This is a genomic window from Thermus thermophilus HB8, assembly GCF_000091545.1.
Classification (GTDB): Bacteria; Deinococcota; Deinococci; order Deinococcales; family Thermaceae; genus Thermus; species Thermus thermophilus.
Genome location: NC_006461.1, coordinates 1,789,203 through 1,806,012 on the forward strand (window position 1 = coordinate 1,789,203; position 16,810 = coordinate 1,806,012).

The 16,810-nt window shown below is 68.8% G+C and carries 19 protein-coding genes, 3 tRNA genes and 2 pseudogenes; 4 read left to right on the top strand and 20 right to left on the bottom strand.

Going from position 1 to position 16,810, the window contains the following annotated elements:
• Positions 1-4: 4 nt before the first annotated feature.
• From TTH_RS09650 to TTH_RS09690, 9 genes are all read right to left on the bottom strand, one after another.
• Positions 5-814, bottom strand: coding sequence for a [LysW]-aminoadipate kinase (locus TTH_RS09650; protein ID WP_011229000.1), 810 nt, complete (start codon positions 812-814; stop codon positions 5-7).
• A gap of 30 nt (positions 815-844) precedes the next feature.
• Complete coding sequence (gene argC, locus TTH_RS09655; RefSeq protein ID WP_011229001.1) at positions 845-1,882, bottom strand: N-acetyl-gamma-glutamyl-phosphate reductase; 1,038 nt, start codon at positions 1,880-1,882, stop codon at positions 845-847.
• Entirely contained in the window at positions 1,872-2,243 is a 372-nt protein-coding gene (locus TTH_RS09660; protein WP_011229002.1) for a HEPN domain-containing protein, read from the bottom strand. Before TTH_RS09660 ends, argC begins: the two co-directional genes overlap by 11 nt.
• Positions 2,215-2,550 carry a nucleotidyltransferase domain-containing protein gene (locus tag TTH_RS09665; protein WP_164926082.1) on the bottom strand — a complete coding sequence of 112 codons (336 nt, stop codon included), beginning with the start codon at positions 2,548-2,550 and terminating at the stop codon, positions 2,215-2,217. Before TTH_RS09665 ends, TTH_RS09660 begins: the two co-directional genes overlap by 29 nt.
• The gene (gene lysX, locus TTH_RS09670; protein ID WP_011229004.1) at positions 2,532-3,374 is read right to left on the bottom strand and encodes a lysine biosynthesis protein LysX; all 843 of its coding nucleotides are present in this window, start codon (positions 3,372-3,374) and stop codon (positions 2,532-2,534) included. Before lysX ends, TTH_RS09665 begins: the two co-directional genes overlap by 19 nt.
• 104 nt (positions 3,375-3,478) lie before the next feature.
• Positions 3,479-3,643, bottom strand: a complete 165-nt coding sequence (lysW, locus tag TTH_RS09675; protein ID WP_011229005.1) for a lysine biosynthesis protein LysW — start codon at positions 3,641-3,643, stop codon at positions 3,479-3,481.
• Positions 3,637-3,951 carry a hypothetical protein gene (locus TTH_RS09680; RefSeq protein ID WP_011229006.1) on the bottom strand — a complete coding sequence of 105 codons (315 nt, stop codon included), beginning with the start codon at positions 3,949-3,951 and terminating at the stop codon, positions 3,637-3,639. Before TTH_RS09680 ends, lysW begins: the two co-directional genes overlap by 7 nt.
• A gap of 9 nt (positions 3,952-3,960) precedes the next feature.
• Positions 3,961-4,452 (bottom strand): LeuD/DmdB family oxidoreductase small subunit, encoded by a 492-nt coding sequence (locus TTH_RS09685; protein ID WP_011229007.1) that lies wholly within the window; start codon positions 4,450-4,452, stop codon positions 3,961-3,963.
• On the bottom strand, positions 4,445-5,701 hold the full coding sequence (locus TTH_RS09690) for a 3-isopropylmalate dehydratase large subunit (protein ID WP_164926083.1): 1,257 nt from the start codon (positions 5,699-5,701) through the stop codon (positions 4,445-4,447). Before TTH_RS09690 ends, TTH_RS09685 begins: the two co-directional genes overlap by 8 nt.
• Positions 5,702-5,723: 22 nt before the next feature.
• Between TTH_RS09690 and TTH_RS09695 the strand changes: the two genes are divergently transcribed.
• Together TTH_RS09695 and TTH_RS09700 are read left to right on the top strand one after the other, a co-directional pair.
• Positions 5,724-5,948, top strand: a complete 225-nt coding sequence (locus tag TTH_RS09695; protein WP_011229009.1) for a type II toxin-antitoxin system HicB family antitoxin — start codon at positions 5,724-5,726, stop codon at positions 5,946-5,948.
• On the top strand, positions 5,938-6,144 hold the full coding sequence (locus TTH_RS09700; RefSeq protein ID WP_011229010.1) for a type II toxin-antitoxin system HicA family toxin: 207 nt from the start codon (positions 5,938-5,940) through the stop codon (positions 6,142-6,144). The genes TTH_RS09695 and TTH_RS09700 overlap by 11 nt, the downstream gene beginning before the upstream one ends.
• Positions 6,145-6,146: 2 nt before the next feature.
• Here the strand turns inward: TTH_RS09700 and lysS are convergent, their stop codons facing one another.
• From lysS to TTH_RS09745, 9 genes and pseudogenes are all read right to left on the bottom strand, one after another.
• Complete coding sequence (gene lysS, locus TTH_RS09705; RefSeq protein WP_011173924.1) at positions 6,147-7,277, bottom strand: homocitrate synthase; 1,131 nt, start codon at positions 7,275-7,277, stop codon at positions 6,147-6,149.
• A 143-nt stretch (positions 7,278-7,420) separates the two neighbouring features.
• Entirely contained in the window at positions 7,421-8,212 is a 792-nt protein-coding gene (locus TTH_RS09710) for an isoprenyl transferase (protein WP_011229011.1), read from the bottom strand.
• Between the two features lie 35 nt (positions 8,213-8,247).
• Positions 8,248-9,366 (bottom strand): acyl-CoA dehydrogenase family protein, encoded by a 1,119-nt coding sequence (locus TTH_RS09715; protein WP_011229012.1) that lies wholly within the window; start codon positions 9,364-9,366, stop codon positions 8,248-8,250.
• 37 nt (positions 9,367-9,403) lie between these two features.
• Positions 9,404-9,970, bottom strand: coding sequence for a UbiX family flavin prenyltransferase (locus TTH_RS09720; RefSeq protein WP_011173927.1), 567 nt, complete (start codon positions 9,968-9,970; stop codon positions 9,404-9,406).
• 9 nt (positions 9,971-9,979) lie between these two features.
• Positions 9,980-11,194: pseudogene (locus tag TTH_RS09725) on the bottom strand (DUF4127 family protein).
• Between the two features lie 7 nt (positions 11,195-11,201).
• On the bottom strand, positions 11,202-12,179 hold the full coding sequence (gene trxB, locus TTH_RS09730; protein WP_011229015.1) for a thioredoxin-disulfide reductase: 978 nt from the start codon (positions 12,177-12,179) through the stop codon (positions 11,202-11,204).
• Between the two features lie 143 nt (positions 12,180-12,322).
• Positions 12,323-12,398: transfer RNA gene (locus TTH_RS09735), tRNA-Glu, on the bottom strand.
• Between the two features lie 20 nt (positions 12,399-12,418).
• Positions 12,419-12,493: transfer RNA gene (locus TTH_RS09740), tRNA-Glu, on the bottom strand.
• Between the two features lie 6 nt (positions 12,494-12,499).
• A tRNA-Gln gene (locus TTH_RS09745) sits at positions 12,500-12,573 on the bottom strand.
• Positions 12,574-12,643: 70 nt separating this feature from the next.
• Here TTH_RS09745 and TTH_RS09750 point away from each other — a divergent pair.
• Together TTH_RS09750 and TTH_RS11715 are read left to right on the top strand one after the other, a co-directional pair.
• Entirely contained in the window at positions 12,644-13,240 is a 597-nt protein-coding gene (locus TTH_RS09750) for a hypothetical protein (RefSeq protein WP_011229016.1), read from the top strand.
• Positions 13,237-14,882, top strand: a pseudogene (locus tag TTH_RS11715) (hypothetical protein). Before TTH_RS09750 ends, TTH_RS11715 begins: the two are co-directional and overlap by 4 nt.
• A 6-nt stretch (positions 14,883-14,888) precedes the next feature.
• On the opposite strand, the gene TTH_RS09760 reads toward TTH_RS11715, so the two are convergent.
• Positions 14,889-16,067: an ABC transporter permease gene (locus TTH_RS09760; RefSeq protein ID WP_011229018.1), complete on the bottom strand. Its 1,179-nt coding sequence runs from the start codon at positions 16,065-16,067 to the stop codon at positions 14,889-14,891.
• Positions 16,067-16,783, bottom strand: coding sequence for an ATP-binding cassette domain-containing protein (locus TTH_RS09765; RefSeq protein WP_011229019.1), 717 nt, complete (start codon positions 16,781-16,783; stop codon positions 16,067-16,069). Before TTH_RS09765 ends, TTH_RS09760 begins: the two co-directional genes overlap by 1 nt.
• Positions 16,784-16,810: the final 27 nt, after the last annotated feature.

Genomic DNA, 16,810 nt, shown 5'->3' on the forward strand with positions numbered 1-16,810 from the left:
GGTCCTAGCGTACCACGGTGCCTTCCCCGGAAAGGGCCCGCCTTATGGGGTTTTCCACCCGACCATCGGCGAAGACCACCCGCTTGACCCCGCCCTTCACCGCCTCCACCGCCCCCATGACCTTCCGCTTCATCCTGCCCTGGGCTAAGGCCAGGTACTCCGGGTCCTCTATCCTCTCCACGGGGATCTCCCGCACCAAGGAGGCCTCGTCGGGGTAGCGGGCGAGGAGGCCGGGGACGTTGGAGAGGTAGACCAGGGCCTCGGCCCCGTAGAGGGTGGCGAGGAGGGCGGCGATCTGGTCCCCATCGGTGTTGATGGCCTCGTTCTCGTAGCTTAGGGCGGGGGGGGTGAGGACGGGGAGGTAGCCCGCCTGAAGGAGGAGGTCCAAAAGGGCCTTGTTCACCTCCTCCACCGTCCCGGTGTAGTCCCCGCGGTGGACCTTCACCTTGCCGTTTTCCACGTACTTGACCGCCGTCTTCCTGCGGCCCACAAAAAGCCTTCCGTCCAAGCCGGAAAGGCCGATGGCGTTCGCCCCCTCCTTCTGCAAAAGCTCCACCAGACGCTTGTTGACCAGGCCGCAGTAGACCATCTCAAAGATCTCCAGGGTCTTCCGGTCGGTGAGGCGGCTCACCTGCCCCCCGGGGTGGGTGAGGAAGCGGGGCGGGTGGCCCAGGGCCTCCGCCACCTTGTTGGTCTCGGCGCTCCCCCCGTGGACGAGAAGGAGCTTTACCCCCTCCTTCCACAAGGAGGCGGCGTCCTTGGCCACGGCCTCGTAGTTGATCCCCTCGGCGCCTCCCACCTTGACCACGATCACAAGCTCACCTCCCCTGCCAAGCGGTTGGCCTTAGGGGTGAAGCCCCGGGAAGTCCAGGCCCAGGGTCTCGGGCCAGCCCATGCGGACGTTTAGGGCCTGGAGGGCGTGGCCCGCGGTGCCCTTCACCAGGTTGTCAATGGCCGTCATGACCACGAGCCTCCCCGTGTCCTCCTCCAGCTCAAAGCCGATGTCGGCGTAGTTGGTGCCCTGGACGAAACGGGGGTCGGGGTAGCGGTGGACCCCCTTCTTCTGCTTGACGAGGCGGATGAAGGGCTCCCCGGCGTAGGCCTCCCGGTAGGCCTGCCAGACGTCCCTTTCGCTCCAGCCGTCCTGGACGAAGCACTGGGCGGTCATGAGGATCCCCCGCACCCGGTCGGTGGCGATGGCGGTGAGGTGGACCTCGGGGCGGCCGGGGAGGTTTTCCACCACCTCGGCGGTGTGGCGGTGGCCCGTGGGCTTGTAGACCCGGATGGACCCGGCCCTTTCGGGGTGGTGGCTCGCCGGGCTCGCCTCGGCCCCCCCTGCCGAGGTGGAGATGAGGAGGGTGACGAAGATGGGGGTGGGCTTCAGGACCCCGGCCTTGAGGAGGGGGTAGAGGCCGAGAAGGGTGGCCGTGGCGTTGCACCCGGCCCCGGCGATCCAGTCCGCCCCCTTCAGGGCCTCCCGGTAGAGCTCGGGCACGGCGTAGACGAAGCGGCCAAGGAGGTCTGGCCTCGGGTGCTCCCCGTAGTACCTGCGGTAAAGCTCCGGGTCCTTCAGGCGGAAGTCCGCGGAGAGGTCCACGAGGACGGGGGCCAGGGCGCTGTAGCGGTCAAACTCCCGGGCGAAGACCCCGTGGGGCAGGGCCAGGACCAGGATGTCCGCGGGCTCCAGCTTCTCCGGGGGGACGAACTTGAGGTTCGTGCGTCCTCGGAGGTTGGGGTGGACGAAGTGGACGGGCTCGCCCGCGAAGCGCCTCGAGGTCACCTGCTTCACTTCCAGATAGGGGTGGGAAAGGGCGAGCCTCAGGAACTCTCCCCCGGCGTACCCCGAGGCCCCCACGATGGAAAGGGTTTTCTTACCGGTCATGGAGCCACCTCCTAAGCTCCGCCACCAGGACTTGGGCCAGGGAAAGGGCTTCCCGGGCCTCTTCCGGCAGAACTTCCAGGTCAGGGTAGCGGGCCTGCACGCCAAAGCGGGTCAGAAAGTCCAGATGGTCGGGGTTCAAGGACGCCTTCACCTTATCCTCCACCTCTTCCCAAAGGTAGGCCAGGTCGTGGGTGCGGGGCGGAAGGAGGCCAAGCTGCACCCAGACGGCCTTCAGCGCCTTTTCCACCGCCTGTTGCGCCAGAAAGGCCAGGACATCGGGGTGGCGGGAGGCCTCCAGGGAGAAGGCCGCGTCAAGGTCCTCGAGGGCCCGCCTAAGCCACCTTTCCGCTTCCCCGCGCATAGAGGCACCGCCCTTCCCGGAAAATCTCCCGGAGAAGAAGGCTCCCCTCCCCGAGCCTCTGCTCCACGAGGGCACGGGGGTAGACCAAGAGGTCCAGGGGAAAGCCCCGCCCCCTCAGGGCCCTGTACCCGCGAAGGGCGAGCTCCTTAGGGTCCCCTTCGTAGGGCACCACCACCAGGAGGTCCACGTCCGAGTCCGGCCCGGCCTCCCCCCGGGCCCAAGAGCCGAAGAGCCAGACCTCCTCGGGCGCCAAGGCCGCCACCAAACGCTCCACCGCTTCCCGCAAGGTCATGAGGCTAGGCTCCACGCGTACTTCAGAATTTCCCCCGGGATGTCCACCCCGGTGGTGTGCACGGAGTTCTTGAACTCCATGGTGTGGTTCACCTCGTTGACCAAAAGCCCCCGCTCCGACTCAAAGAGGTCCACGGCCACCACCCCGCCCCCAACGGCCTCCGCCGCCTTCACGGAAAGCCGGGCGACCTCCTCGGTGAGGGGGCAGTTCTCCGCCTGCCCGCCCCGGGCGGTGTTGGTGATCCAGTGGGCGCTTCTGCGGTAGATGGCGGCGATGGCCCTTTCCCCCACCACGAAGACCCGGATGTCCCGCCCGGGCTTCTCCACGTACTCCTGGATGTAAAAAAGCTGGTGCTGAAACCCCCCCAGGACCTCCTTGTGCTCAAGAAGGGCCTCCGCCGCGGCCCGGTCCGTGACCTTGGCGAGGAGGCGGCCCCAGCTCCCGATCACGGGCTTCAGCACCACGGGGTAGCCGAAGGCCTCCATGAGCCTTAAAGCCTCCTCCCGGTCCGTGGCCAAGGCGGTCTTGGGCTGGGGAAGGCCCGCCTTGGCCAAGGCCACGCTCGTGGCCCACTTGTCCCCGCAGGCCTCTATGACCTCGGGGCGGTTCACCACGGGGATGCCGAGGGCGGTGAGGTAGCGGGCGGCGGCGAGGCCCCGGCTCTGGCTCACGCACCGCTCCAGGGCCACCGTAACCCCTTCCAGTTCCTTGGGCCTTTCCCCCAGGACCATGGGGAGGGCGGGGACGTAGACCTTCTTGTAGGGGAGGCCCAGGGCCTCCGCCCGCTCAAAGAGCATCCGCTCGTCGGGGCGGATGCGGTCGTAGAGGATGGCCAGCATCTAGCCTCCGGGAAAGAGGGCGCCAGGCCCTGCCAGGGGCGCAGGCCGGCATGGGGTGGCGCCGCCGGGGCCCCCACGCCGGCCTAGGCCGGCGTGGGGTGGGATCACTCGCCCCAGTCTTCCGCCTCCTCCGGGGCGGGCTCGAGCCTCAAGGGGTCAAGCCCCACCACCTCAAGCTCCGCGCCGCAGTCCTCGCAGACCACAAGCTCGCCAAGCTCCGGGTTCTCCAGCCGCAGTTCCGCACCGCACTCAGGGCAGGTTCCTACCATTCCTCGTCCTCCTCTAGGTCGCTCCAGTCGGGGACAAAGCGGAAGCCGCACTCGGGGCACTCCACCTCCCGGCCCTGGTCCTCCTCGGAGAGCTCAAAGGTGTAGCCGCAGCGGGGGCAGTCCACGAAGAACCCCTCCAGGCCCTCCTCCGTGACCTCCACCTCCAGGGGGTCCAGGGAGACCACCTCCAGGAAGGCCCCGCAGGCCTCGCATTCCAGCACGTCCCCGACCTCGAGGTCCTCGAGGTCCTCCGCCAGCACCAGGCTGGCCTCGCCGCACACCGGACAGACGATCTCTAGGTCCTCCATGACTAGAGTCTACTCCCCCGGGAAGCGCCCGTGCTTCTTGTAGTAGTCCAGGAGGGAGCCCTCCTTGAGCGCCTCCAGGAGGAAGGGGGGCGGGGGACGGAGGAGGAAGCGCTCCTCCCCCCGGGTGAGCACCCCGCTTTCCAGGTCCAACTCCACCTCGTCGCCGTCTTTTAGCGCATCCACCACCTCCTCCGACTCAAAGGGGACGATCCCCAGGTTCACCAGGTTGCGGAAGAAGATGCGGGCGTAGCTTTTGGCGATGATGGCCCGGATGCCGAGGCGCTTCAGGGCCTCGGGGGCGTACTCGCGGCTAGAGCCGAGCCCCGCGTTCCGCCCGAAGACGAGGATGTCCCCGGGGCGCACCTCCTTGGCGAACTCGGGCCTCAAGTGGGCGAAGGCGTAGAGGTGAAACCGGTCCTCCCCCACCATGAAGGGGGCGTACTTTCCGGGAAGGATGTCGTCGGTGTTGATCTGGTCGCCGAACTTCCAGACCCTAGGCATGGACCTCCTCCTCTTCCAGCTCCTCTGGGGTGGTGAGGTAGCCCGCCACGGCGCTCGCCGCGGCCACGCGGGGGCTCGCCAGGTAGATCTCGGCGTCCGGGGCCCCCATGCGCCCCCGGAAGTTGCGGTTGGAGGTGGAGACGCACACCTCCCCCGGGGCCAAGACCCCCATGTGCCGCCCCATGCAGGGGCCGCACCCCGGGGTGCCAATGGTGGCCCCGGCCTCGAGGAGGGTGAGGAGGGTGCCGTCCCTGGCCGCCTCCTCCAGGACCTGGGAGCTCGCCGGGACCACCAAAAGCCGCACCCAAGGGGCCACCTTCCTCCCCTTTAGCACCTCCGCCGCCGCCCTCAAGTCCTCAATGCGCCCGTTGGTGCAGGTGCCGATGAAGACCTGGTCCACCCGCTTGCCCTTGACCTGGGCCACCTCGTGGACGTTGTCCACGTAGAAGGGCACGGAGACCCTGGGGGTGAGGGCGGAAAGGTCTATCTCCACCTCCTTGGCGTAGCGGGCGTCGGGGTCGGGATAGAGCCAGTCGGGCACCCGGTACATCTCCAGGATCTCCCCACTCGGCACCACGAGCCCCGCCTTGGCCCCCGCCTCCACGGTGAGGTTGGCGAGGGTCATGCGCTCGCCCCGCGTGAGGGCCTCCGCCCCGTCTAAGAGGTGGATCTCCACCGCCATGTAGGTGGCCCCTTCGGCGGTGAGGAGGCGGACCATCTCCAGGGCGGCGTCCTTGGCCGTGACCCCCTTGGGGAGCCTTCCCCGGAAGACCACCTTGACGCTCTCGGGCACCCTAAGCCAGGTGCGCCCGCTCGCCGCCGCCAAGGCGATGTCCGTGGCCCCCATCCCCGTGCCGAAGGCCCCCACCGCCCCGTAGGTGGTGGAGTGGCTGTCCGAGCCCACCACCACCCATCCCGGCTGGGCCAGGCCCTCCTCTATGAGGACCTGGTGGCACACCCCCCTTCCCACGTCAAAGACCCGGATGCCGTGCCGCTTGCCCCACTCCCGGATCTCCTTCTGCGCCTTGGCCACCTCCAGGTTCGCCGCCGGGGCCACGTGGTCTATCACGATGGAGACCCTTTCCGGGTAGCGGGGGGTGGCCTCCAGGTACTCCAGGCGCTTGAAGAAGCTCCCGGCGATGGAGTCCACCACCATCACCTGGTCCACCTCCACCACCACGAGCTCCCCCGCCCGCACGGGCCTTCCCACCTTGTGGGAGAGGATCTTTTCCGCTAGCGTCTGTCCCACGGACACCTCCTATACTGAGGGTATGCTCAAGTACACCGCCCTCCTCTACCCGGACCCGGAGACCCCAGGGGTCTGGATCGCCGAGTTTCCCGCGGTGCCCCAAGCCCACTCCTTCGGCCAAAGCCCCGAGGAAGCCTTGGCGCGGGCCAAAGAAGCCCTGGAGCTCGTCCTGGCCTATCTGAAAACCGAGGGGCGCCCCCTTCCCCAGGACGTACAAGCGGTAGAGGTAGGTGTGGATGCCGCCTAGACCGGAGGAGGTGGCCCGGAAGCTCCGCCGCCTCGGGTTCGTGGAACGCATGGCCAAGGGGGGACACCGGCTCTACACCCACCCCGACGGCCGCATCGTGGTGGTGCCCTTCCACAGCGGGGAACTCCCCAAGGGCACCTTCAAGCGCATCCTGCGCGATGCCGGGCTCACCGAGGAGGAGTTCCATAACCTCTAGCCTCACGCCGTGATCCACTCCCGGAGGATCCGGTCCAGCTCCTCCAGGGTGAGCTGGCCCCGGTCGGCCAGGGCCTTGATGTGCTGGGTGACCCGGTGGAGCTCCTCCTCCCCGTAGTGGAGGCCGAGCTCCTCCGCCCGCGCCTTGATGGCGTGCCGCCCGGTGAGCCTCGAGGCGATGATGAGCTTCCGCTTCACCCCGAAGACCTCCGGGGGGTAGGGCTCGTAGGCCTCGGGGTTGATGTAGATGGCCTTGAGGTGCATCCCCGCCTTGTGGCTGAAGGCCGTCTCCCCGGTGATGTAGTTGTTGAAGGGAATCTCCACCCCCACCATCCGGGCCACCATCCGGTCCAGCTCGGGGAGCATCTCCAGCTTGTACTTCCTGCGCACGTACTCAGGCTGGAGGGTGTACATGCGGGCGAGGAACCCCCCCAAAGGCGTGATCCCGTTCCTCTCCCCGATCCCCAGGATGGTGGTGTCCACGTGGGTGGCCCCGGCCTCAATGGCCTCATACGCGTTGGCGATGGCGCACCCGGTGTCGTTGTGGCCGTGGAACTCAATGTCCACCCTGGGCCCCACCACCCGCCGCACCTCCCGCACCAGGGCGTAGACCTGCCGGGGCGTGGCCACGCCCACGGTGTCCGCCAGGCCCACCCGGTCCACGTAGGGGGCCACGGCCTCGTAGACGGCGAGGAGGTCCTGCTCCTCGGAGCGGAAGGTGTCCTCGGCGGAGAAGCGCACCTCCACGTGGGGGGCCGCCTCGCGGATGTAGGCGATCACCTCTTTGGCCTCCTCAATGATCCTGGGGATGTCCCGCCCATGGGCGGCCCGGAGGTACTTGCTCGTGCCGAAGAGGAGGTCAATCCCCTGGACTCCCGTCTCCACCGCCACCTTGGCCGCGTCCAGGCGGCACTGGATGTGGGTCACCACCTTGGCCTTGAGGCCCAAGGAGGCGAGGACCTCGGCGTCCTTGCGGGACTGGGGGGAGGCCACCGGGGTGGTGACCTCAATGTACTCAATGCCGAACTCGTCCAGGGCCTTGGCGATCTCCACCTTGTCTTGGGTGGAGAAGTTCGCCTTTTCAAACTGTTCCCCTTCCCGTAAGGTGGAGTCAATAATCTTCCACTCCCGCATGCACCCCTCCCCAAAAGAAAACCGGCCCGAACCCGGGCCGGGGGATAAGAAGCCCTTGGAGGGCTACCCTACCCCCCGGCGGCCGAGTTTTTTCGCGCGGGCCAGCATCTTGCCCGTAAGGGTATACGAAACGCCGCGAGTTGTCAACGCCCAAACCGCCTCTCGCGGGCCTGGTAGCTCCTCAGGGCGCGCAGGAAGTCAATCTTGCGGAACTCGGGCCAGAGGACGTCGGCGAAGTAGAACTCGGAGTAGGCGGACTGCCAGAGGAGGAAGCCGGAAAGCCGGATCTCCCCCGAGGTGCGGATGATGAAGTCGGGGTCGGGAAGCCCGGCGGTGTAGAGGTGGCGGGCGATGTCCTCCGGGGTGAGGCCCTCGGCCACCTCCTTGGGGGAGAGGCCCCGGGCCTCCGCCTCCAAAAGGAGCCGCTTCACGGCGTCCACGATCTCCTCCCGCCCCCCGTAGCCCATGGCGATGTTGAGGAACATGCCCCGGTGCCCCTCCGTCCTCCGCTCCAGGCGCTCTATGGCCCGGACCACCTCCGGGGAAAACCCCTCCCGCCTACCGATGAAGCGCACCCGCACCTGGTGTTCCAGGATCCGGTGGTCCTCCGCCATCCGCTCGGCCTCCCGCAGGAAGAGGTTCATGAGGGTCTCCACCTCCTCCGGGGGGCGCTTGAAGTTGTCCGTGGAGAAGACCCAGACGGTCACGGTCTTGATGCCCATCTCCAGGCACCACTCCAGGACCTCGTAGGCCTTCTGCACCCCGAACTCGTGCCCCTTGGTGGGGGAAAGGCCCAAAGCGCGGGCGTAGCGGCGGTTTCCGTCCAGGATGAGGCCCAGGTGCCGGGGCATGGGGCCCCGCTTGACCTCCCTCAGGAGGCGTTTCTCGTAAAGCCAGTAGAGGGGGCGGGAAAGGGCGAGGAGGCGGCGGACCATACCCTTTCCACCCTAAGGGAGAAGGGCGGGGCGCGCTAGCGGTAGAGCTCCCGGGCGATGACGAGGCGCTGGATCTCCGAGGTGCCCTCGTAGATCTCCGTCACCTTGGCGTCCCGGTAGTACCGCTCCACCCGGTAGTCCCGGTGGTAGCCGTACCCCCCCAGGACCTGGACCGCCTCCCGGGTGACCTCCACGGCGGCGGCGCTGGCGAAGAGCTTGGCGGCGCTGGCCTCGAGGGTGAACCTCTCCCCCCGGTCCTTCTTCCTCGCGGCCTCGAGGACCAGGGCGCGGGCGGCGGCGATCTTCACGTGCATGTCGGCGATCTTGAAGGCGATGGCCTGGTGCTCCTTTAGCTTCTTCCCGAACTGCTCCCGCTCCTCGGCGTAGGCCTTGGCGATCTCAAAGGCCCCGCGGGCGATGCCCACCGCCTGGGCCGCCACCCCCACGCGCCCCGAGTCCAGGCCCGCAAGGGCATAGGCCAGGCCCCGCCCCTCCTCCCCGAGAAGGTTCTCCTCGGGGACGAAGACCTCCTCGAGGCGCACCTCGGCGGTGTGGGCCGCGTGGAGGCCCATCTTCTCCTCGGGGCGGCCGAAGGAAAGCCCTGGAGTACCCTTCTCCACCAAGAAGGCGCTGATCCCCTTCTCCGTGCGGGCCATGACCACGTAGAGGTGGGCGTGGCCAGCGGAGGTGATCCAGCTCTTGACCCCGTTCAGCACGAACCCGCCCTTGACCCGCCGCGCCTCGGCGCGGAGGCTTTTGGCGTCGGAGCCCGCCTGGGGCTCGGTGAGGCAGAAGGCCCCGATCCACTCCCCCCGGGCCAGGGGCACGAGGTAGCGCCGCTTCTGCGCCTCGCTCCCGAAGCGGAGGAGCATGTACTGGGGAAGGCCGCTGGTCACGGAGACGATGACGGCCACGCTGGGGTCGGCGGCGGCGAGCTCCTCCAGGGCCAAGGCCCAGGTCACGGAGTCCAGGCCCACCCCTCCCCACTCCTCCGGGGTGGTCATGCCGAGGAGGCCGAGCTCGGCCAGGGCCTTGAGCTGGGGCCAGGGGTACTCGGCCTTCCGGTCGTACTCGGGGGCGAGGGGGTAGAGGACCTCCCGGGCCACCCGGCGCACCGCGTCCAGAACCAGCCGTTGCTCCTGGGTGAGGGTCATCCTCCCTATCGTAACATCGCAGGTCGGCAAAAAAGCGTCACGTTTCCCCCCACCGGGGGGCGCGCTTCCCGGGAAGCCCCAGGTGGTCCAGGATGCGCTGGGTGACGAAGCCGAGGAGGTCCCTGATCTCCTTGGGGCGGTGGTAGAAACCGGGGCTTGCCGGGAGGATGGTGGCCCCGGCCTCCGCCGCCTGGACCATGGCCCTTAGGGTGGGGAGGGGCAAAGGGGTCTCCCTCAGGACGAGGACGAGGGGGCGGCGCTCCTTCAGGTGGACGTAGGCCGCCCGGGTGAGGAGGGTGTCGGCCAGGCCCGTGGCCACCTTGGCCAGGGTGGTGGCGGAGCAAGGGACGACCACCATCCCGCGGGTGGGGAAGGAGCCCGAGGCGATGGGGGCGCCCAGGTCCTGGTCCTTGTAGACCCGGTGGGCCAGGGCGTGGAGGTCCTTGGGGCTTAAGCCCATCTCCTCCCAGAGCACCCGCTTGGCCCCCTGGGAGAGGACGAGGTGGACTTCGGCGAGGTCCTTGAGCGCCTCGAGGAGGTCCAGGGCGTAGGGCATGCCGCTCGCCCCGGAAACCCCCACCACCACCCGGAAAGGCGCGTCCACGGCGCCATTCTACCGGCCCAAGGCGGGGCCCGCCCGGCGGGGCACCAGGGCGAGCTCGGGCCAGGCCTCAAAGCTCCGCCTCCAGGGGAAGGCGAGGCCCCGGAGGTCCAGCCAGAACCCGTCCAGCTCCACCCGGGGAAAGCCCTCGGCCACGGCCTGGGCCTCCTCGGGGAGGGGCTCGGGGAAGCGGGCCCGCACCCAGGGCCTGCCCACCTCCCCCCACCAGTACTGGAAGTAGGCCTCGGCGAGGCGCGAAAGCCGCCCCTCCCGGTCCTCGAGGAAAAGCCCCCCCTGGGCCAAGGCACTCCCCAGGTTGTTCGCCGGGGTACCCCAGGCGGCCTAGGCGGCGAGGCGGGCGTAGAGGCCCATCCCCTCCAGGTAGGCCATGAGGCGGGGGTCCCCCCGGTTCACCCGGGCGAGGTCGGCCAGGGCCACGGGGTGACGGGCCATGAGGCGGAGGAGGTCCAGGGCGGCCTTTCTCGGGTCCCCACCCCCGTAGACGTAGAGGACGAGGTCGGGGCCCTCGGCCAAGGGCACCGCCACCGCGCGGGCGCTGGCCAAGACCCCGGCCACGGTCTTTTCCAGGGGAAGCCCCTCGTAGGGGGTGACCCGGGCGCGCAAGGCCTCGTCCTCGTAGACCACGGCCACCCGGAGGCCGGGCCTAAAGGCCCTAAGAAGCAGGACCTGGCCCGCCTCGTCGGCCCCGGGGCGGGCGGGGTAGCCCAGGGCCCGGGCCTCCCGGGGGCCCGGGGAGTTCCTCAGGGCGTCGTCCCAAACCGCCTCCAGGTAGACCCCCCGAAGGCCCCTCCAGGAGGCGAGGGCCTGGAGGACCCGGAGGTTCCGCTCCCGCCTCGAGGCGTCCCACCTCGGGACGACGCCGAAGAGGTATAGCGCCCCGCCCCCGCGGGCCTTCCAGGCGAGGAGGGGGGCGAGGCGGGCCAAGGCGTCCTCCGGGGCGAGGGGGAGGTGGCGGCTTTGCACAAGCCCCCCGTAGGCCAAGGCGTCCAGGCTCGCCACAAGCCCCCGCCCGGGGGTGGCGAGGAGCCAGGCCCTCAAGGCCTCGAGGTCGGCCCCCTCCGGTCCCCGGTAGGCCTCCCGGGGCGGACAGAGGACCACCCCCCAGGCGCAGGGGGCGAGGTTGGGGGGGCGGTCGTCCAGGGGAAGGTAGAGGAGCTGGGCGAGGCCCAGGCCCCAGGCCACGAGAAGCGCCCAAAGGCGCGCCACGCCCGCCCTAGCCCTTGACCTTTTCCGCCTCCTCCGCCAGGTAGCGCTCGGCCATCATGGCGGCGCGGGTGCCCGCCCCCACGCTCGTGGTGAGCTGGCGGTAGATGGGGTCGGCCACGTCCCCGGCGGCGAAGATGCCGGGCTCCGAGGTGAAGACCTCGTCCCGCACGGCAATGTACCCGTCGGGCCGGAGCTCCACCACCCCCTTGAGGAAAGCGGTGTTGGGCTCGTGGCCGATGAAGACGAAGACGCCGTCCGTGGGGTAGACGTACTCCTCCCCCGTCTTTAGGTTCTTAAGCCGCACCCCCGTCACCTGGTCCTCCCCCAGGATCTCGGTGACCACGTGGGAGAAGAGGAAGTGCATCTTGGGGTTCTGGAAGGCCCGCTTCTGGGCCACCTTGTTGGCCCTAAGCTCGTCCCGGCGGTGGACCAGGGTCACTTTTCGGGCGAACTTGGTGAGGAAGATCCCCTCCTCCACGGCGGCGTCCCCCCCACCCACCACGACCACCTCCTTGTCCCGGTAGAAGAAGCCGTCGCAGGTGGCGCAGGTGGAAACCCCCCGGCCGTAAAACTTGTCCTCCCCGGGGACCCCAAGCCGCCTCGGGTTCGCCCCCGTGGCCACGATCACCGCCCGGGCGCGGTAGTTCCGCTCGTAGCCCCGGACCAGGTAGCCCCCCTCGGCCTTCTCCAGGCCCAGGACCTCGTCCATGACGATCCGGGCCCCGAACTTCTCCGCCTGCCGCACCATGCGGCTCGCGAGCTCCGGCCCGGAGATGCCCTCGGGGAAGCCCGGGTAGTTCTCCACCTCGTCCGTCTGGGCGATCTGCCCCCCGGGAAGCCCCTTCTCCACGATGACCGTCTTGAGCTGGGCCCGGCCGGCGTAGATCCCGGCGGTAAGCCCCGCGGGCCCCCCGCCGATGATGACCACATCGTAGGTTTCCTCCGCGGCGGGGGCGCTCCCTAGTGCGCTCAGGTTGAACTCCATTCTTTCCCTCCTCCTTGGACGCCAGTTTACCCCCTCACATACCTATAGGGGGTATGCCTCGCCCCATTTTGAGGGGTAAGGGGGAAGGGTGTCAAGAAAAAACCAACCGAGCCGCGGAAAAAACACCCCCGAAGGGGTGTTCCTGGTGACCCCAGGGGGATTCGAACCCCCGTCTCGGCCTTGAGAGGGCCGTGTCCTAGGCCTCTAGACGATGGGGCCATGCGCGGCTCGGCTGGCTTTGGTGACCCCAGGGGGACTCGAACCCCCGCCGCCGGCTTGAAAGGCCGGTGACCTAACCGCTAGTCGATGGGGCCAAAGTTTGGCTGGGGTGCGTGGATTCGAACCACGACCGGCGGATCCAGAGTCCGCTGTCCTACCCTTAGACGACACCCCAGCGATGGGCGCCCGAAGCCTCGGGCAGTCGTTATGGTACACTCTAAGGGGCGGATTGGCAAGCCCCTCCTATGGAACGCGAGGTCATAGAAATCCTCAGCGAGTACCTTTCCCCGCAAGCGGCCGCCAACCTCCTCGCCCGTGCCAAAGCGCGGCTCACCCCGACCACCCCCCAGGACTGGGCGCGGCTTTTGGAGGGGCCGCTTTGGGAGGAGCTACGGGCCATCCTCCCCTTCCGGGAGATGCCCCCCGGGCTTAAGGCCCTCGTCCGGCGGCTCAAGGCGGCCACCCCCCCTCCGCCTAAACCCCTAGGCGAGGCGGTGCCGGAGGCCGCACCGGCCCTCGAGGCGGTGGACCTGGCCGACCCCGAAGAGCGGGACCGCCTCGCCCGGAGCCTCGCCCGCCTCGAGGGGGTGACGGGGGTGGTGGTGGCCCACCCCTCGGGGAAGGCGGAGCTCCCCGAGGGCTTCCCCGTTCCCCTGGACACCGCCCACCTCCTCCTCCGCCGCCAGGGGTACGCCCTCTTTTACCTGCGCACCGCCTCGAGGCTCCTCCTCCTCCGTCCCGTGGGCGGGGGCTTCGTGGGCGTGACGGCCCGGGAGGAGGCCAACGTGGGACAGCTCATGCACAGGCTCAAGCGCCTGGCCCCCAAGGAGGTAAGCGGATGAGAAGAGGTCTGGTCCTGCCCTTCGCCCTCGTCCTTTCCCTGGCCCTGGCCGCGGGCCTCACCGAGCTTTACGACGGCCTGGAGGCCGCCTTGGGCCAGGTGCGCCTGGAAACCCGGCCCAAGCGGTGAACGCCCTCAACCGGGCCCAAAGCCTCCTCCGGGAGGAAGGGGCGCTGCCCCCGGTCCTGCGGGACGCCGCCCTCACCAACCTGCAGGAGGCCCGCCAGTTCGTGGCGCAGAAGAGCGCGGTGGACCTCGAGGCCCGCCTCCTCCTGGTCCGCCACCTCGTGGGCAAGGCCCTCTACGACGCCTTCCTCCAGGCCCAGGGGGAGGAGAAGGCCGCCTTGGGCCAGCGCCTGGCCCGGGCCACGGGCCTTCCCCCCGCCCTGGTGGCCCAGGCCCGCTCCGCCCCCCCCGAGGAGGCCCGGAGGCTCCTGGAGGCCCGCTACCTCCAGGCCATGGCGGAGGACCTGGGCCAAGCCCTCGCCGCCCAGAGCCGCCCCCAGGCCTACCTGGCCCTGGCCCGGGCCTACGCCCGCTACCTCATCGTCCAGGACAGCCCCCAAAGCCGCCTCAAGGCCCAGGACTTCGTCCAGGCCCTGGCCCTCGTCTCCACCGGCCAGCCCTTCCGCCCCGAGGTCCAGAGGCTCCTCGGCCAGATCCAGGCCTGGCGGCAGGACCTCCTCTCCTCGCTCCAACCCTCCACTCCGGTTCCTCCGCCTGCCCAGGCGCGGCCGCCGGAACCTGCGCCCTCCCCCCCTTCCGGCACCCAGGCGAGCCCAGAGGCCCCGTCCGCAGAAGCAGAAACCTTCTACACCCCGGGGTGGATGGACGAGCGCACCGCCCAAACGGTGCGGTTGGCGGCCAGGACCCTTGGCTACAACTACGACTTCCAGCTTCTGGAGGCCGTGGAGGAAGTGCGGGACGAGATCGGGCTTGCAGTAACCGCCCTGGGGCGGGGCGACGCGGAGGAGGGACGGTACCGCCTGGAACGGGCCTTCTACAAGTTCCGCATGCAAGTGGAACCCGTCTTCGTCCACATCCACCCCAGCCTCACAGAGGCGATCTCCCGATCCCTCAACCTCCTTTCTCAAGCCACCGGCATCCGCACCCTGGACGCGCTTACGGCCTATGAAGCCGTTGAGGCTCTCCGGCAAAGCTTCCTCCAAGGTCCAAGGCAGGACCTCTGGCTTAACCTCAAGCTCGCCCTGCTCCAGACCGCAGGCGTTCCCCGGGCGGTCTTCTTCCTTTTGGCTGGGGCCCTGAGCTTCTTCCCCCTTTACCTCCTCCGGCTGACCTTCGGCGGGCGGAACGTCTACTGGAACCTCCTCGGGCTGGCTTTCCTCGTGCTCCTCTTGCCCATCTTCGCCGAGGCCCTCTCTTATTTCGGCTCCATCCTTGCAGACTACGGCAACCTTCCGGCTCTAGCGTTCCTCAGCAACCTCTCCATCGGTCAGGGCCTCTTACCGTACTTGGCCTGGGGGTTCACCATCTTCCTCGTGGTGGCCCTGGCCGGGGCGGGCCTCCGGGGCATCGCCGCCCAGTTCGGACTCCTGCGGGAGCGGGAGCCCGAGGCCTCGAGGCGGGAGACCACCCCCACCCTCACCAGCGAGACCATCGTGGAGTGGGACGAGGAGTTCTGAAGGGGCCTAGTTGCGGAACACCACGTCCTCGCGCCCGAAGACCCAGACGGCCAAACCCAGGGCGAGCAGGGCGTAGACCAGGGTGGAGGCCCAGGTGAGCCCCACCTCCAAAGGGGTAGCGCTTCCCTTGAGGAGAGCATCCATGAGAAGGGCCACGTTGAAGAGAGGGAGGAGGTAATGCCAGGCCTCAATCTCAAGAAAGCCCCTAAACTGCAAAAAGAGCAAGGGAAGGAGGAACAAAAGCTGTAGGGGCGCCATGTAGCTTTGGGCCTCCTTGAAGCTTCTGGCGTAAAGCCCCAGGGCCACCATCACCGCCCCCATGAAGAGGGCGAGGAGGAAGGCGGTGAGGAAGAGGGCGAGGAAGCTTCCCCCATCCAGGCTCACCTGCCCTCCCAGGGCCAGGGTCTCGCCCCTCTCCGTGAGGACGCCTCCGCCAAAGCGGGCGCTCCAGGCCCCGCCCAAGGCGAGCCCCAAAAGCCCCGCCACCCCCGAGAGGAGGGCCATGGCCACCGTGGCCAGGGTCTTGCCCAGGGCCACCTGGACCAGGGGGACTGGGGCGGCCAGAAGGGCCTCGAGGGTCCCCTTCTCCTTCTCCCCCGCCGTGGCGTCCACCGCCACCACCTGGCCTCCGGAGAGGACGAAGACCACCAGAAAAAAGGGGAGGAGGAAGCCCAAAAGCCCTCCGGCCTTCTCCTTCGGGGGGGAGGCGTCCACCACCTCCACGGCGAAGGGGGAGAGGATCTCCTTGGGGAGACCCGCCCGCACCAGGGCCTCGGCCACCTGGGCCTCCTTGAGGGCCTGGAGGGCCCCCTTGACCTTCTCCACGACCACCTGGCTTTCCCCCAAACCCGAGGCCAGGCGGCCGAAAACGCGGTAGGCTCCTTCCCGGAACACCACCCCTGCCGGGAAACGGCCTTCCCGCACCGCCTCTTCGGGGTCCGGCACCGGCACGGGCTTGAGCCGGGCGGCCTCGAGGGCTTTTAGGGCCTCTTCGGGAAGCCCCGCCACCGCCACCTCCTGGACCCTTTCCGCCGCTCCCTGCAGGAGCCGGCTTAGGAAGAGGCTGGGCCCGAACATGAAGACCGGCATCAGCAGGACGGGCAGAACCAAGGTAGAGAAGAGGAGCTTTCGGTCGCGAAAAACCTGGATTAGCTCCTTGCGGAATAGCCGAAGCACCGCCTCCATCAAGCCCCCCTTACCTGGCGCACAAAAGCCCTTTCCAGGCTCCCTTCCCCCAGGGCCAGGGCCTCCTCCTTGGAGCCCTCGTAGACCAGCCGCCCGCGGTGGAGGAAGCCCACCCGGTCCGCCACCTCCTCGGCCTCACCCATGACGTGGGTGGAGTAAATCACGGCGTGGCCCAGGTCCCGGTAGGCCTTCACGAAGTCCAGGAGGGCCCTGCGGGCGAAGATGTCCAGACCCGCCGTGGCCTCGTCCAGGAGGAGGACCTTGGGCCGGTGGAGGATGGCCCGGGCGATGACCACCTTCTGCCGCATCCCGGTGGACATCTCCCCCACCTTCTTGTCCAGGGTCTCCTCCATTTCCAAGAGGTCCACCACCCAGTCCAAGGCCCCGAGAAAGGCCCGCCCTTTGAGGCCGTAGAAGCCCGCGAAGAACTCCAGGACCTCCCGCCCCGTGAGGCGCTCGTAGACCCGCATGCCCCCGTTCACCAGGCCGAGGTTGCGGCGCACCTCGAGGGGCTCCCGCACCACGTCAAAGCCCGCCACTAGCGCCCTCCCGGCGCTCGGGCGGACGAGGGTGGAGAGGAGGCGCAAGGTGGTGGTCTTCCCCGCCCCGTTGGGACCGAGGAGGGCGTAGACCTCCCCGGGCCCCACCCCAAAGGTCAGGCCCTCCACGGCCACGGCCTTGCGGTAGCGCTTGGTAAGACCCTCCGCCTGGACCACGGCGCGAGCTTACCAAATAATGGGGGC

Bases quoted from the DNA above. Each gene is read 5' to 3' on its own strand.
- argC (WP_011229001.1), bottom strand. From the start codon at position 1,882: ATGACCGGTAAGAAAACCCTTTCCATCGTGGGGGCCTCGGGGTACGCC.
- TTH_RS09660 (WP_011229002.1), bottom strand. From the start codon at position 2,243: ATGCGCGGGGAAGCGGAAAGGTGGCTTAGGCGGGCCCTCGAGGACCTT.
- lysX (WP_011229004.1), bottom strand. From the start codon at position 3,374: ATGCTGGCCATCCTCTACGACCGCATCCGCCCCGACGAGCGGATGCTC.
- lysW (WP_011229005.1), bottom strand. From the start codon at position 3,643: ATGGTAGGAACCTGCCCTGAGTGCGGTGCGGAACTGCGGCTGGAGAAC.
- TTH_RS09680 (WP_011229006.1), bottom strand. From the start codon at position 3,951: ATGGAGGACCTAGAGATCGTCTGTCCGGTGTGCGGCGAGGCCAGCCTG.
- TTH_RS09685 (WP_011229007.1), bottom strand. From the start codon at position 4,452: ATGCCTAGGGTCTGGAAGTTCGGCGACCAGATCAACACCGACGACATC.
- TTH_RS09695 (WP_011229009.1), top strand. From the start codon at position 5,724: ATGCTCAAGTACACCGCCCTCCTCTACCCGGACCCGGAGACCCCAGGG.
- TTH_RS09700 (WP_011229010.1), top strand. From the start codon at position 5,938: ATGCCGCCTAGACCGGAGGAGGTGGCCCGGAAGCTCCGCCGCCTCGGG.
- lysS (WP_011173924.1), bottom strand. From the start codon at position 7,277: ATGCGGGAGTGGAAGATTATTGACTCCACCTTACGGGAAGGGGAACAG.
- TTH_RS09710 (WP_011229011.1), bottom strand. From the start codon at position 8,212: ATGGTCCGCCGCCTCCTCGCCCTTTCCCGCCCCCTCTACTGGCTTTAC.
- TTH_RS09715 (WP_011229012.1), bottom strand. From the start codon at position 9,366: ATGACCCTCACCCAGGAGCAACGGCTGGTTCTGGACGCGGTGCGCCGG.
- trxB (WP_011229015.1), bottom strand. From the start codon at position 12,179: ATGGAGTTCAACCTGAGCGCACTAGGGAGCGCCCCCGCCGCGGAGGAA.
- TTH_RS09750 (WP_011229016.1), top strand. From the start codon at position 12,644: ATGGAACGCGAGGTCATAGAAATCCTCAGCGAGTACCTTTCCCCGCAA.
- TTH_RS09760 (WP_011229018.1), bottom strand. From the start codon at position 16,067: ATGGAGGCGGTGCTTCGGCTATTCCGCAAGGAGCTAATCCAGGTTTTT.